10 protein-coding genes are annotated in these 15,889 nt (G+C 38.4%); 7 read left to right on the top strand and 3 right to left on the bottom strand.

What is annotated here, in order from left to right; translation table 11 throughout:
- Window positions 1–288 (bottom strand): hypothetical protein (locus Q8S11_RS00225; protein ID WP_305660059.1); only part of this gene is annotated, 288 nt, incomplete at its 3' end.
- Window positions 289–494: 206 nt separating this feature from the next.
- Between Q8S11_RS00225 and Q8S11_RS00220 the strand changes: the two genes are divergently transcribed.
- Genes Q8S11_RS00220 through Q8S11_RS00200 form a run of 5 tightly spaced genes read left to right on the top strand, consistent with a single transcriptional unit; the run spans window position 495 to window position 12,193 of the window.
- Entirely contained in the window at window positions 495–2,435 is a 1,941-nt protein-coding gene (locus Q8S11_RS00220) for an NAD-binding protein (RefSeq protein ID WP_305660058.1), read from the top strand.
- Between the two features lie 10 nt (window positions 2,436–2,445).
- Window positions 2,446–3,942 carry a toll/interleukin-1 receptor domain-containing protein gene (locus Q8S11_RS00215; RefSeq protein ID WP_305660057.1) on the top strand — a complete coding sequence of 499 codons (1,497 nt, stop codon included), beginning with the start codon at window positions 2,446–2,448 and terminating at the stop codon, window positions 3,940–3,942.
- 12 nt (window positions 3,943–3,954) lie between these two features.
- The gene (locus Q8S11_RS00210; protein WP_305660056.1) at window positions 3,955–7,020 is read left to right on the top strand and encodes a hypothetical protein; all 3,066 of its coding nucleotides are present in this window, start codon (window positions 3,955–3,957) and stop codon (window positions 7,018–7,020) included.
- Window positions 7,021–7,022: 2 nt separating this feature from the next.
- A complete protein-coding gene (locus Q8S11_RS00205; RefSeq protein WP_305660055.1) occupies window positions 7,023–9,656 on the top strand; it encodes a TonB-dependent siderophore receptor in 2,634 nt (877 codons plus the stop codon).
- 2 nt (window positions 9,657–9,658) lie between these two features.
- Window positions 9,659–12,193 carry an MFS transporter gene (locus tag Q8S11_RS00200; RefSeq protein WP_305660054.1) on the top strand — a complete coding sequence of 845 codons (2,535 nt, stop codon included), beginning with the start codon at window positions 9,659–9,661 and terminating at the stop codon, window positions 12,191–12,193.
- On the opposite strand, the gene Q8S11_RS00195 is transcribed toward Q8S11_RS00200, so the two are convergent.
- Both Q8S11_RS00195 and Q8S11_RS00190 read right to left on the bottom strand, forming a co-directional pair.
- Window positions 12,178–12,849 carry a hypothetical protein gene (locus Q8S11_RS00195; RefSeq protein ID WP_305660053.1) on the bottom strand — a complete coding sequence of 224 codons (672 nt, stop codon included), beginning with the start codon at window positions 12,847–12,849 and terminating at the stop codon, window positions 12,178–12,180. The genes Q8S11_RS00200 and Q8S11_RS00195 overlap by 16 nt on opposite strands.
- A 585-nt stretch (window positions 12,850–13,434) precedes the next feature.
- Window positions 13,435–14,238, bottom strand: a complete 804-nt coding sequence (locus Q8S11_RS00190) for a hypothetical protein (RefSeq protein ID WP_305660052.1) — start codon at window positions 14,236–14,238, stop codon at window positions 13,435–13,437.
- Between the two features lie 212 nt (window positions 14,239–14,450).
- Between Q8S11_RS00190 and Q8S11_RS00185 the strand changes: the two genes are divergently transcribed.
- Together Q8S11_RS00185 and azu are read left to right on the top strand one after the other, a co-directional pair.
- Window positions 14,451–14,942 carry a hypothetical protein gene (locus Q8S11_RS00185; protein WP_305660051.1) on the top strand — a complete coding sequence of 164 codons (492 nt, stop codon included), beginning with the start codon at window positions 14,451–14,453 and terminating at the stop codon, window positions 14,940–14,942.
- 101 nt (window positions 14,943–15,043) lie between these two features.
- Window positions 15,044–15,541, top strand: coding sequence for an azurin (gene azu / locus Q8S11_RS00180; RefSeq protein WP_305660050.1), 498 nt, complete (start codon window positions 15,044–15,046; stop codon window positions 15,539–15,541).
- Window positions 15,542–15,889 lie beyond the last annotated feature (348 nt).

Below are 15,889 nucleotides of genomic sequence, written 5' to 3'. Positions count from 1 at the left end.
TTTTCCCTGCAAAGGCTCTTCCTCTTCAACTTTTTGTATGGTGTCAAATTTTCCCTGCAAAGGTTCTTCTTCTTCTACTTTTTGTATGGTATCAAATTTTCCCTGCAAAGGTTCTTCTTCCTCCATGAGTTGAGCAGGGATTTTTTTCATTTGTAATTCCTCCTCTGTTTCCTGTCTTTGTAATGCAGGGACAGCCGGAAATGAAAACCCTTTTCTTAAGGCTATGGATTCGGATGCAGAGCTGTTACCGGAGTTTGTTTTTAGACTGTTCTTCTTTTGATAAAACATAATCTGAAGGTTGAGACCTTAATTCAATTAAAAATTCAGGAATATTTATATTAAAATTATCAAAAATTTGAATAAATGCAATGGTTAAATTGTTTAAAGCAAGCGATAACATGGCTTGATTCCCCGGAAAATGGGATCTGAAAATTTCCTCCTATATTATTTCATAAAAACATTAGCTTTTTGCATTTTTAATAAAAAATCAAGGTATGGGTTCTAAATCAAACAGTAAACTAGAAAAAATAAAGCTTGTACTCATTGTTTTATCTGTTTTACTGGTGTTTGTATTGGGAATCCTTGGTTTTAAGGAGACTACAGGTGAAAATTTCAACTTTTTTGCCGCAATATACTCTACAATATGCCTGTTTCTTATGGGCAATGCGGATCCTGTTCCAGGCAGCACCTTCCTTTTAATTGCACAATACCTTGCTGCAATTCTATTCGGTCTTGGAGTATTTTCATTGGTATTTGATCAGGTACACAATGCTTTTGTAATCGCCCGGATCAGATTTACCTATAAAGATCATATTGTTGTTTTTTCGCTTAATGAGATTGGTCATAAGCTTGTTAAGGAATTGCTAGAAGGAGGACATAAAGTTGTTATCGTTGAAAGTGATAAGGAGAATAATTTCATTTATCAAATAAAAGAGTTAGGAGGTTTGATTATTATCGGAAATGGTTCAGATGGAAATGTGATCAATGATGCCGCATTGGCTCTGGCTAAAACCTGTATTATCTGTGGTGATTCAGATCAGGAAAATATGGAAATTGCTAATGAAGTATTGTTCTTCCGTCAGAAAAAGGAAACTCATGATTCATTAAAGATCCTGTTGCATATTACTGATAACAATAATATAAACATTCTTAAAGACTATCTGGATATTCACAATCAGGATGAGGAATATGATCTGGAAACCTTTAATGTTTCCCAACTGGCCGCCCGTATGATCTATGATCAGTATCCTCCACACGAATACCTTAATCCTGAAAAGGATGATGAAAATGCCATTGCAATTATTGGATATAATCAGTCGGCTGAAGAGTTTTTGCTTGAAAATATCATTTTAAGCCATTATCCCGAATTGAATAATCTAAAAATTTACCTGATTGATAAAGATGCAGATACCTATTACAATGAGTTTAATTATAAATACCCATTCCATTCCGAATTTATTGATCTAAATCCTGTTAAATTATTGAATGGAAGTTTCTATGCCAATTTCGCATGGTCTAAAAAGGATATAGAAAAACTCAGTAAGGTTAAAGTGGTCTATATGTTTGGGAATAGTGATTCTGAATTGCTCAGCAGTTCAGCAAATCTACGTCAGTTTTTGTACAATCAAACACTAAGCATTTCCCAGATCCCAATCATACTCTGTTTGCCTGAAGATGCCGGAATAACAGAACTCTTAGACTCAAACAGGGATCCTAAAACAAATGCCAGCTTTGTATTCAGTAAACGTTTAAATATTCAGCTATTTCACCTGATCAGTGATACGTGTACCACTCGTAACCTGCTTGAACAAACCGAATTGATTGACAAGCTTTCAAAAATTATAAATTACTATTACTCAATTAAATACGAGTTTTCATATGAATTGAAAGATCACTGGAAAGTGGATAATGCCGATACCCTGATAAATGAGCTTGAGGCTTTGCTGCATGAAATGCCTGAGAAAGATGAAAAGATCACTGACCGGACAATTCAAAAACAATTGATAAAACATCTTTCTGAAAAAACAGGAATTCATTATAATTCTCTTTATTCCCGTTTATCTGTCGAAAAAAGATGGAATATACTAACTCATCGAAAAAAAGATTCAAACCGATATGCCGCCCGGCAGCTTGGATTAAAATTCAGTTCACTTAAACGAATAGGCTGTGATCCCCTGACCATTGAGAATATAACCCGCTATTACGCAAAGCTGGCTCCAATGGAGCATAAACGCTGGAGTGCCGAAAAAATGGTTTTTAATTATAAATATGGGCCATTGGTATCTGATAAGGCGGAACGCTATGTTTTAAAGGATGTGTTAAAGATCCATGATCAGCTAATTTCATATGATAAACTAACTGAAGTAGAAAAAGAAAAAGACCTTAACCTCTTTCTTTTACTGCCTTTATTGAGCCAAATTTATAAGTCAAACTGAGCCGGCACCTATGCAATTCCCAACAGATATATTCATTAGTTATGCACATATAGACGATGAGTCACTCATCCAGAATCAAAAAGGCTGGATATCTGAATTTCACCGTGCGCTTGACATACGCTTAGCACAGTTATTAGGAAGAAGACCTGTAATCTGGAGGGATGATTCCCTTCAGGGAAATCATGTTTTTGATAAACAGATCGTAGATCAGTTTGCGAAAGTCGCCATCATGATCTCAATCATTACCCCGCGTTATGTCAAATCTGAATGGTGCATCAGGGAAGTTGATGAATTTTATAATACCAGCCAGACCAATATCGGATTCACTGTCAGTAATAAAGCACGGATTTTCAAGGTGATCAAAACACCGGTCCGCATTGAGCAGCATCCCGAAAAGATCTCTGGTGTTTTGGGTTACGAATTTTATAATACCGACCCTGGTACAGGTCGGGTGAAGGAACTTTCTCAGGCTTTTGGCAATGAAACAGAAAGATTATACTGGGAAAAGTTGGATGATCTTGCGCATGATATCAGCTCTTTTTTAGAAAGTCTTGAGCTGCCTCTTGCCGCGACAAGTTCGAATCAAAGTCCAATAACGGCTAATGGACAGTCTGCCGATAAAGTATTCCTTGCCGAATCCAGTTATGATACCCAGGATTTTCGCGACAGTTTAAAGCGGGAACTTCAAGGCTATGGCTATCATATCCTTCCCGATAAACAACTGCCTCTTATTGCGAAACCTTTAAACGAGAGTCTGATTTCCAATCTCAGTGAAGCTGTCCTGTCTATTCATCTTCTGGGCGAGAACTACGGTGTTGTACCCGAAGGGGCACAAAAGTCCATTGTTGAGATACAGAATGATGTTGCAGCCTCTTATAGTGCCGCAAATTCCATACCCCGGTTTATTTGGATCCCGGAAGGCTGTGAGCCCGGGGATGATCGCCAGATAAGTTTCATCGACAAGCTTAATTCAGGAAAGGAGGGAATAGCCGGTGCTGATCTGGTCCAGGGTTCATTGGAGGATTTTAAGAGTGTGGTGATTGACAAGCTGAATTCGATGAAAAAGGAGGTGAAAAAAGAGGAGGAACAGCCAGAAATCTATGATGAATCATCTAAAATCATTTATTTAATATGCGATTTATCTGATATTGATGAGATACGTCCCCTAGAGGATTTTTTATTTGACAATGGCTACGAGGTGGTGATTCCTATTTTTGAAGGTGATGAATCAGGAATCAGGGAAGATCATATTGAAAATCTTAAAACCTGTTCGGCAGCCATCATATTCTTCAGTAATGCAAATGAACTCTGGCTTAGGTCAAAAACCAGGGATTTCCTGAAGATAAATGGCTACGGGAGGGCGAAGCCTCTCGCATTTAAAGCTATTTATATCGCACCACCAGATAGTATGTCAAAACAAAGGTTCAGAACCCTTGATGCAGAAGTAATTAATGCACTCAATGGCCTGCCTGAAGAAAAATTAAAAAGCTTATTGTCCAAAATATAATCAACCTGGTTTATGTTAGATGATATAATACAAAATCCCTTTCCGGGACTCAGGGCATTCGAAGAAGAAGAGGATATTCTATTTTTCGGACGCGAGAAGCAGGTTGATGAACTTCTCAAAAAGCTGCGTACACAGCGCTTTTTAACAGTAATTGGTACATCCGGCAGTGGAAAATCTTCCCTCGTAAAATCCGGGCTGATCCCTTCTTTACATAGCGGTTTTATGTCAGGGGCAGGTTCTAACTGGAAAATATGCTCATTAAGGCCCGGTGTTAACCCTATTGGAAATCTTGCCCGTGCTTTATCCCAAAATGGAATATTATACAATTATGAGTCGCCGGATGATGAACAGATGTATTCTTCTATTAATGAAAGTGTACTTAGGAGAAGCAATTTCGGACTTATAGATGCCTTTACACAATCAGGAATAGATCCAAAAAACAATCTTCTGATTCTTGTCGACCAGTTTGAGGAACTATTCCGTTTCATAAAATTTGAGAAGGAGGCTAAAGAAGGCAAAAGGGATTCAGTAGCCTTTATCAATTTGCTTTTAAAAGCAACTGAGCAGCGTGAATTGCCAATCTACGTCGTTTTTACGATGCGTTCAGACTTTCTGGGTGATTGTACCGAATTCAGAGGCCTTCCAGAAGCGATTAATGAAGGACAATACCTGGTACCGAGAATGACCCGCGAAGAGCGCAGGGAAGCAATCGTCGGACCGGTAGGGGTTGGCGGAGCAAGCATTAGTCCACGTTTATTAAATCAGCTCCTGAATGATGTCGGGGATAATCCGGATCAGTTACCAATCCTGCAGCATGCACTCATGCGTACCTGGGATGCTTATAAAAAAAACAACCCGGAACCCTTTTCAGAAAAGGAAATCGATCTGGATGATTACAATGAGATAGGTACCATGGAGCATGCCTTATCCCAGCATGCCGAAGAAGCCTATGCAGAATTGGATACCCCCGAATTAAAGCAAATTTGCGAATCGGTTTTCAGGGCACTTACGGAGCGTGGGGCAGATTCAAGGGGGGTAAGGCGGCCAAGCCGTCTTTCTGAACTTTGTCTATTATCCAATGCCAAACCCGAACAGGTAATTCAGGTTATAGAGGTTTTCAGGAAAAAGGGCAGGGGGTTTTTGATGCCACCCGTCGGAGTTCCACTTACAGAAGATTCGATAATAGATATCTCCCACGAAAGTATTATGCGTGTTTGGGAGCGTCTCATTCTGTGGGTTGAAGAAGAGAACCAATCTGCTTCAATTTATCTTCGTTTATGTGATGCTGCCGATCTATATGAAGCGGGAAAGGGTGGTTTGTTAAGAGATCCTGAATTGCAGGTTGCATGGAACTGGAAGGAAGAAAATTCCCCTAATGCTGTTTGGGCATCCCGTTACAATGATTTATTTGATAGGGCAATACTTTATCTGGATCATAGCAAAGAGCAAAACGATAAAGAATTGCTTTTTAAGGAAAGGATGCAGAAGGAACGTTTAAGGAGGGCAAGAAGAATTACCATCATCATCTCTATCATTGCATTTGGTGCCTTCCTGCTCGCTATTTATTCGTTTGAATTAAGGAATCTGGCAACCAAGCAAACCGTTTTGGCAGAGAAGGAAAGCGAGGAAGCAAAAAGACAAAGGAAACTTGCTGAAGATCAGAAACTGATTGCACAGAAAAGTGAAGCTGAGGCTGAGAGGAGTGCGAAGCAGGCCCTGATTCAGAAATCAATAGCTGAAACTGAGCAGGAGAACGCTAAAAAAAGTGAGCGGAATGCTTTGCTTCAGAAACTTATTGCAGAAGATCAAAAGGCATATGCAGAACGTCAGAGGGTTATTTCTGAACAAAATGCAGAAATAGCAAGGCAACAACAAGGTATTGCAGAAACACAGACTGAACTTGCTATAAGTAATGAAAGGATTGCGAAGGAGCAGACTTTGATTTCTTCAAGATTAAAAGATATTGCACAGGCAAGAAATCTTGCCTATGAAGCAATGATGCTTTTGAATGATAATAAGCAGGAAGAAAGCAGAAAAAATGTAATAAATGCCTACAGGCTTAATGCAGATAATAATGGGCCGCTTCAAAATAGTGATATTTATAATGCATTACATTTCAACTGGATTGGAGCTATTCAGAATAAAAATCAATTCTCTTCCCACAAATTTTCTGTTAGAAGTATCGCACCAGGACCGGCCGGGAACCAGTTAATTTCAATTGACGAATCAGGTATGCTTTACCTGTTGAAGGCTGAAAATGGCCTGCTTGAACCATTGTCGTCCTTTGATCTTAAGGATGAAGCCCGTTCAGTAAGTACCTCGCCGGATGGTTCAAAAGCTATTGTGGTGACCTCCACAGGCAAGGGTATTCTGTTAGACTTTGCTTCAGGAGGCACTTCTATTAAAGAGAGCTCCCGCTTTACTTTTGAAGGAATAGCTAAAATAGCACTCTTTAAAAACAATACTGAATTTGCAATCTTAAGCAATAAGGGTTTGGGTATTTATCTTACCGGGAATTCTGGAAATCAAGTCAGGTTTACGCGGGGTAATTTTTCAACAATGACCTATAGCCGGGACGGTAAGTTATATCTGGTTTCCGGAAATAAGGCTTCTGTTTATAGCAATTCAGAGAATATTCCTCAAAACCCGGAATCCGTAATCACCCTGAATTCAAGGATCACAAGTATTGCGCTTAGCCCTGAAGATGATATTTTAGCTGCCGGAACCTATGATGGCGGGATTTATCTTCGTAAACTTAATTCTGCAAATGCGGCAATTAGTTTTACTCCACATGCCTCTTCTGTTAATGACCTGAAATTTAAATCAGTTAATGGAAACCTTCAACTGGCCTCATCAAGCAGCGACCAAACCATCAAATTAATGGATGTTGATGCAATTATGGCATCAAAAAATACGGAAGATATCCTCACACTCAGAGGACATAATAAATGGGTTTACAGTCTTATATATACAAGTGATGGAAAATTCCTCTACACAGCAAGTGAAGATAAGCGGATAATCGGATGGCATACCTCAATGGCTGGTATTTATAAATCTTTAACCACTGATAAAAACTAATTATGATCATAAAATTACGTTTAAGGCTGTTATTGATAGTTGTAGTTTTGATTATTAGCAAAGCTAATGCCCAGGAATGTGGTATAAATGTATTAAATGACGCTGAAGGGCAGTATAATATTGGTAAGTTTTACGAAAGTATAAACAGATTAAATTCTTGTCTCTCAGGGAAAGGCTTCAGCTATAGTGAAAAAGTACAGGCTTACCGCCTCTTGTCCATGTCTTATCTTGCATTAGATTCGGTTGAAAAAGCAGATGAAAGTATTGAACATCTTTTGCTCTTAAAAGATAATTTCGAAGCAGATACCCGGGATCCGGATCGTTTCAGACTCCAGGTATTATTTCTCAGACAGCAGATGCGGGCAAAATTAACTTCCTCCGTATCGAAAAAGGCTGAAAGCATTGAACTGGCTCCTGCTACCATTCAGATCATTACCTATGAAGATATTCTTAACCGTGGTTATACTGACGTGGAACAGCTTTTTCATGACCTTCCGGGTTTTGATATTTCCAGAAATTCTGGATTATCTTATTCTGACATGTACCAGAGGGGCTACCGGACTGCGGCCAATACTGACCGGACCCTCTTGCTTGTAGATGGAGTGGAAGATAATGAAATGTGGTCAAATTCAGCCTTTATCAGTCGCCAGTATGCACTGAGCAATATCAAAAGGGTAGAGATAATCTATGGACCTGCCTCTACAATCTATGGTGCAAATGCCTTTTTGGGTGTTATCAATATTATCACCAAAAATGAAGAGGATTATTTTAAGCAGGAGCGGGCCTGGAACACGAACGAGAAAAGCTCAAGAATTGCTGTGACCGGCCATGGTGGTCTTGGCTCATTAAATACAAAATTCGGGGATGTAACTGTATCCGGAATGGGAAGGGATATGTTCTTTGCTGTTACCGGAAGAGCCTATCACACCGATGAACATGATCTTTCATCCTATCCAGACTGGGATAGTAAATGGTCGGCAGATGAGTTTGGTCCCAATCGTTATCAAACTATTCTGACACAGGATTATACTGCAGCAAGAGAAGCGGCATATTTAGCAAATGATCCTGGCAGACGATATTTTACAGTAAATGCCGACCGCACAAAGATTCTTCCTACTGCAGCAGCCATCTTCAGGGCCGATTCATTAGATCAGGCAAATTACAATAAAGGCTATAATGGAATAGGTACCCAATATTCTGACGAAGCAAAAAACTATTATCTATCAGCAAAACTTCGTGTTGGTGATTTTAAATTCGGATTGGAGTATCAAAAATGGTCAGAAGGGGTGGCCCCAATCTATATCGATAAGTATTATGCAGTCAGTAAGGAATTGACTCATTGGGAAGTACGTCAGCAATATTTTTATGTGAGATACGATAAGAGTCTATCTGAACGGATTTCTTTTTCTAATTTTTCTTATTTCCGTACCAGTGATTTCGGCAAGGAGTCGGTCATAACGCGTTTTTATGGATTCGCAAATGCCGGAATTGCTTTTCAGGACTTAATAAGCGGCCGGAATCCATATTTTCTCCCCACTTATTTCTCGCAGCAATCCAAGCAGTTCAGGTCAGAATCAAAGATGAACTATGTTATTAACGAGAAATTAGATTTCAACCTGGGTGTCGAGTTAAGGAATGGTCTTCTGCAGGGCGATTATGTTAATTCTACTACTGAGGATCCAATTACTACCGGAACTTCGGCAAATGGAATTAAAGGGGGAAATTATTATTCCATCATGGATATTGGAGTCTATGGGCAACTGAGTTATCAGGATAGGGCAAGGAAGCTGAACATTAGTGCAGCCGGAAGAATGGACAATAACAGGATTAATAGTATCTATGGTTACGGAACCGTATTTAATCCAAGATTGTCTGTAGTTTACTATCCGGGAAAGTTCATTTTTAAATCCATTTATTCAGAGGCCTTCCTGGATGCATCAGTCTATAATAAATTTGCAACATCTTCTGCCCGATTGGTGAATAACCCATTATTAGAACCTGAACGTGTAAAAAATATGGAGGTTTCAGCCCGTTTTACACCATTCAGCCAGACATTTTTTGAAATTGCTTACTTCAATGCATCCTACAGTAATACCCTTGGAACTGTAAATATCGATACGATGGGGCTAAGAACCACACAATTCCGGGCAATTGGTAAATCTCATATTCAGGGAATACAATTTGCGGGAGAAACCAAACTTTTGGAAAAAGTATCCCTGTTTGCTAATTTTTCAATTCTCGATCCGACGAGAATTTCAGCAGGTACAGTCGGAAGCCAAAAGGTTAGAATAGGAGATATTTCTAATTTTTCTGTGAACGCTGGTGTAAATGCAAAATTCATCAAAGACAAGTTGAACCTGAACCTAAGGGCTAATTTTGTAGGAGATAAACCAACAGGGGCAAATACATCAACCAGTGGAAGCCCGTTCAGTAAAACCCCTGGTTATACCCTTTTAAACAGCGCGGTAAGTTACAATGTGAACAAAATGATCATGCTCCAATTAATTACTAATAATTTGCTGGATCTGGATTACGTGACACCGGGGGTTAGGGCAGCCAGTGGTGTACAAAGCTCAAGGATTCCCCAACCGGGCAGAACACTTACAGCACGAATTATAGCAAATTTAGGTAAGTAGTTATGGCGCTTATTAAGGGATTATCGGGAGTTATAAATCTTCGGCCTGAAGAACAGAAATCGTTTAGATCACTATTCCTTTTGTCGCTGATTACCGGTATTGGCCTTTCCTATTATTTTGTTGCAGTAAATACATTTCTGATTCAAAAGGCAAGTGTTTCCAACCTGCCTTATGCGTATATTATTTCAGGCCTGGGAGGGGTTCTACTGATAAAGATTTATCAGCATCGGCAGCGTAAGGGAGGGATAATCAATAGTTACAGGGAAAGTGTCATTGCATTTTTTCTTGTAGCAGCAAGTGTTTTTATGGCATTCAGCAAATTGGGAGATAACCCGGGATATGCTGTTTATCTTGCCTATCTGGGTTTTCTATTTAATATGCCCTTTACGATCATATTTGCCCTTAGTTTTTCTGCGATATGCGCTCGCTTGTACAATATGGCTCAAAGCAAGCGCTTATTGGCACTGGTTGGAACAGGGGAAATCATTGCATCCATAATTGGTTATCTGACAGCACCCCTAATCAGCGACTTAACCGGTAGCCCCAACTATTTGTTACTACTTGCTTCCGCTTGTATCCTTCCTGCTTTAATACCCATATATAAGCTTGCCTCAGAAAATCAGGAAAAACTAAACCATATTTTGGTAGCAAAAGCCGCACTCAAAAAGCTGGATCTGTCGTTCTTTAGCAATGAAAAATTCTATGTGCTGATTGCGATAGTATCGGTATTCTCAGTATCAGCGATTTATTTTGTAGATTATTCCTACCTCATTTCTGTCAGATTTATGTCGGAATACAGCGGTATTGAAATTGCGACAATTCTGGGCTTTTTCTTTAGTATTGTTAAGATTGGCGAGCTTTTGTTTTCTTTTCTTTCCGGTCATATATTAAGTACTCAAGGTGTAAAATTTTCAATTCTGCTGCTGCCTGTTTTGTTAACGTCCTGTTTTATCTTTGCAACAACCGGAAGCTTATTGTTTCAGGGGGAACCCGTTTTTATACTCTCATTTATATTTTTGGCGAAATTTGGGGAACGGGTGATCAGAAAAGCGATTTCAACTCCTGCAATTAAGGTTTTATACCAGGTTACTGGTCCTGATCGCTTAAGAATTGAAGCCACAATTGAAGGAGTTTTAAATCAGGTAGCTACTGTGATTTCGGGCATCTTGCTGCTTGTATTTTCAGGTCTTTTTGCGGGGTTTGATCCATTGGTTTTCCTGGGTATAATATCTGCTGTGTGTTTTGTATTGTTCCTGGCATGGGCTGTATTAAGTCTTAAACTGCATGAGAATTACAAGAAGAAAATCTGGACTTATCTTACAGAAATCCGATCAGATACAGGTTCTAAAATAAAAGAAAAGCGGGAAAGTGATTTTGAAAAATCAGAAAGTATCCATGCTTCCACTGATCTGAATCCCTTATCTCAAGCCTTAAATAAAGCTCTGAATGCAATTTCTGAATCCAGAAAAACCGGGGATCTAAGTCAATTGGTCAATTATTCCCCAAGGGCTTTAAATCATATTGAATCAGATGACAAGGAACTTTTAAACCGTAAAATTATATCATCCTATTACTCAACGGATAACTTCTTTCACAGGCTCCTTGTGATTAATTTTTTAAGGGCCGGCCGACAGAAGTTTTCCACGAAATTATTAAAGGACTTAGGGGAAATATCAGATCTTCAATTAAAGTATGAACTATTAACAGCTTATAATAAAGACAGTATAAAGCCTAATGCAGCCGATATTTTTTACTTTGAGAACCTTTGTGAAAAATATGGCAATGAATTGATTCTGGCGATGTCGGCACAATTTGATCTGCAGGAAATCGATGATCCGGAATTGCAATCCGAACTGAAAGTCTATATCGATATGTTAATCAGGGTTCTTTTTGAACTGCTGAAAGTGTTATATGATCCCTCTGCAATTCAGGTTATATATGAGATAATTACCAGTGAGGAAAATCAGGATATCGAAAGCAGACTTTTTGCACTTGAATTACTGGACAATATACTTAATGATGAATTAAAGAAAAGACTTATACCCATTTTTGAACCGGCACCATTTGAACAGAAAATTAACAGACTTCAAAAATTTGTTCCCGTTCATTCTGAGAGTAAGGAGAAAAAACTTAAAGAGCTTCTGATGAAGGATTTCACTCTTGTTAATGCCGGATTAAAGGAAGCCTGCCTGACGGCATACTATAGCTTAACAAAGGATGAAGCTGTTATAAATGCATTCCTTTCAAGCAAAATCATGAATCTGAAATCCAGGGCTTCCCAACTCCTGAACGAGGATGACCGAAGTATTAAAGACAGGATGATAGCTGAATTAAAAGAAAACTATCATATAACAACCCTGCAATGTGCTTATCTGTTTAATCAAGCAGTACAGATATCGGGTAGCAAAGTAAACAAGACAGGAGTTATAGCAAATGTTAAAACGAGCAATCCCTATCTGGTAGATATGGGCTTAGGATTAATTCTGGATACTTACGCCCTTGCCTTGTTCATTGACAAGAATCAATCCGGGGCATAGCCAAACATTAAAAAGCGATCTGCGTTTTCTTCTTTCAGATTAAAGCGCTGAAATACATCCATACCAAGGTTTTTAGTTGCTTTTATTAACCTTTGTTGTTCACTGATAGAGTAGACTGTGTTTTCAGCAACAGAACGCAGGATAAAAGGATGCAATTTGTCGACTTCCAATTCAGGAAATTTCTCCTTTATGATCGATTCAACCATTTTCTTACCATGCTCATCATAATTTCCATTGATGTCTGGCTGTACTTTAGATACGTATTTATTAAACCAATAGTATACAATAGGAGTGGCAGTTGTCCACCAAAGCAGAAATTTTTTCTGAGCCAGGATTTCTTTCTCCCTGCATTCTTTTAAGAAATTTAAATATAAAGATTTGCCAAGTCCATTTCCTTTCAGGTCATCCCTGCAGGCACTCAAGCCAAGATAAAAACTATCGATTCCGATGACGGGTTCGAAATTGACCATGAAAAATGCAAGCAGATCATTCCTGTAATTATTAATGATATAAATATCATGGTTATGTTCAATCTCCCGTTCAATAAGCCTTGTATTTGTAATATAACTGGCATTGGTGAGTTCCAGAATCCGGGAAACCAAATCGCTGTCAGATTTGAAATTTGTACGCAGTTGTATAGGTAGAATTTGTTCCATTTATACCTTTAAAGATAAAAAAAATGAACAAAAATGAAATATATTTAATTGGAAGGAGAGGGAAGTAGTAATAGGAAAATAGAATAATTTAACGTGAGTTCGAATATAAAATCTTGTGAGAATCATTAGATTGACTGATTTTCTTTTGTTTTAGAAAGCAAGGTCTGTGATTCTTCGGTCGTGAAAGCCCCGTGTTCTGCAGTAGTTTTTGCCCATAAAGTACTTTGTAAGATAAAAATCTGCCTGGCAAAAAGCTACTGCTGCCACCCGGGTTTATTTGACAGGGGCGGTGGTTCTTTTGCCGGGCTGCCAGTCCCAATGAAAAATTGCACCAGATAAAATAAACCTTGCCGAAGGAGGTATCTTCCGGCTATTCGTAATTTGAAATGGAAAGCGATTTCTTGCCGGAAATACTCCGGAGGAAAGGGCTGAACTAAGCTATAACACAGAGGTTCTGCTTTCCAAAATCAATTATTTCGGCTCCAAAGCCTTATCAGATCAATTATAACCGTATTTTTCACCCTTACTTATATCGAACTCACGTTAATTCATGAAAAATATTTGTCCAATATCCCAAATCCCGGATTACCTCTGATAAACCCTCAATGTACCCGTATGCAATTTATCTGCATTCGCTTTGCTGGTGCTTATGAACAACTTTTTCTTAGAGTATCCTGCGATTCCAAGTGATGCATCAAAATCACTTTTATCCAGAATTTGAAAATTCCTGTCCGTTTTAATCAATTTCGGATTGCCATAACAGCCAAACCACCATTGTCCTGAATAATGCTCTATTGTTTGTATCCCCAGCCGGGTATAACCGCTTTCGATCACGTGCCGCTTGAGGAAATTAAAATTTTTATCGTATTCGTACACATAATTTTCAGTAAAGCCGACCGGTAAGCCACCAACAACATAGAACTTCCCTTTGAGAAAAGAAATGCCCCCTGCACCATGTACTAATTCAGGTACCTTAATCCTCTTAAGTTCCTTTAAGTTGTCTGCATCATATACAAAAACCCAGGAATCTTCCTTACCCGCCGGCTCATTAAATTTACCCAGGTTAACCGCTACATACACTTTTCCTTTCTCATAACACAGATCCCCATGATGATTTAAAACCTTTATCCGATTAAGGACCTGGCCTTTTAGATTTGTTCTTACCAGTTCATTTGTAAAACTCCAATAAATATTACTTTTCTTATCGGTACTGATGCCCTGTAAATGCATAGCGTAGAGTCCTTCGCATTGAATGGATTCAGTTAATACAAAATCATTAATTACACTGTCTTTAACAGTTCCTGAAGAGCCTATAGAGCCCAAAGCAAAACCAGGGAAGAGGTAATTAGTAAGGGTGATTAAAAATAGTAGAGTTATGGGCTTTTTCATTTTGGTAAGCTCTAAAAAAAAATTAATGGAGTATGATAAATAAACATAATTTCACCTGAAATTAGCAATTGAATTATAAAAGAAGCATTAACAAATTGTTAATAGGGCAAGATTTGGCACAATTAAAATTTTTAAGCGTATATTTATGCTTATTAGAATTATCCGAATTTAACTTTTAGTTTATTTTATTATTAACTTATTACCCAAAAATTATGAAAAAGACATTTATTTTATTCTCTTTTATTGCTACTCTATTTCTTTATAGCTGTAATCAGGGGGCTAACAATAATCAGGAAGCAAGTGCTGATTCCACAGCAATTGTGAATGCCTGTTATATTGCAGTCTTTGAAACTGATACAGCCTACCTGAATACTCAGACTGATACAAGTGGCAAGGTCACCGGAGATTTAACTATTAAGTATGGCGAATTAAAACCCAATGCTCTGGAAAAGGGAAGTAATGTGGGCACTATTGAGGGTAATTTCAGAGGAGATACACTCTTTGTAGATTATACCCATACCAGTGGTTCAATCTATAAAGTAGGATTTAAAAATCCATTGGCTTTATTGAAAGAAGGGGATAATTTAGTTCTGGGTATTGGTGAAATTATAACCCAGATAGGTCAGTCCTATTTTGTAAAGGGAAAACCAATCGATTTTCAAACTGCAAGGTTTAGGTTTGTACCGATGGAATGTGAGAATTAATGCAACATTTGTATTAATTAAATTGACATTCAGCAGATCAAAGACAGCATAATTGGATTTACTTTTGTTTAATTAATTCAATTAATAAACAAAATAAATTTATGAAAAAGCTAAGTCTGTTTGCCCTAGTGGCATTATTTGCATTCACAGCATGCAACAGTAACACTGAAAAATCTGAGGGTACCGAAACCTTAACTCAGGAAAGCCCGGCTGAAGTTGTTGCAAAAGAAGTTTCAATCACCATTAATGCTGGTGATGATATGAAATTTGATCTTGCTGAGATTAAAGTTAAAGAAGGTCAAACTGTTAAAATAACATTGAATCATACCGGTAAACTGGCAAAAGAAGCTATGGGCCATAATTGGGCATTGCTTACACAGGGAACAATAGTTTCTGACTTCGCAGCTAAAGCTATGCAGGCGAAAGACACAGATTATATTCCTGCCGGCGCAACAGAGGTGATTGTACATACAAAACTGATTGGTGGTGGTCAAACTGATACTATTGAGTTTGTAGCCCCAGCTAAGGGTGTATATGAGTTTATCTGTACTTTCCCCGGACACTCTGCCTTGATGAAAGGTACATTCTATGTTGAATAATCCTTTTTGTACCATGAATTTTAAAAGCCCGGAATTTAGATTCCGGGCTTTTGTGTTTACTGATTAATTCCTTCTCTAAATCTACCCTTATTCAATTTTGAGCATGATATCAGATATTGCCAGTTTGATTCACTAGTATTCGGGGAAAGCTTGAAATGGAATTTTCTAAAGATTTAGGAGGTTCCAGCTTTTGCTGGAATGACAATCCGAGGGGTGGAATATGGAGATTCCGGCCTTCGCCGGAATCTGAGTGGTATCATTACAGGTGCTTTTTGGGGCAAGATCCTGACGAATTCAGGATCTCCTCAATACTAAAAAAATGCATGTCATCCGATAAAATCGGATCCC

Source organism: Daejeonella sp. (assembly GCF_030695525.1).
GTDB lineage: Bacteria > Bacteroidota > Bacteroidia > Sphingobacteriales > Sphingobacteriaceae > Daejeonella.
This window is presented reverse-complemented; position numbering and strand designations above follow the sequence as displayed.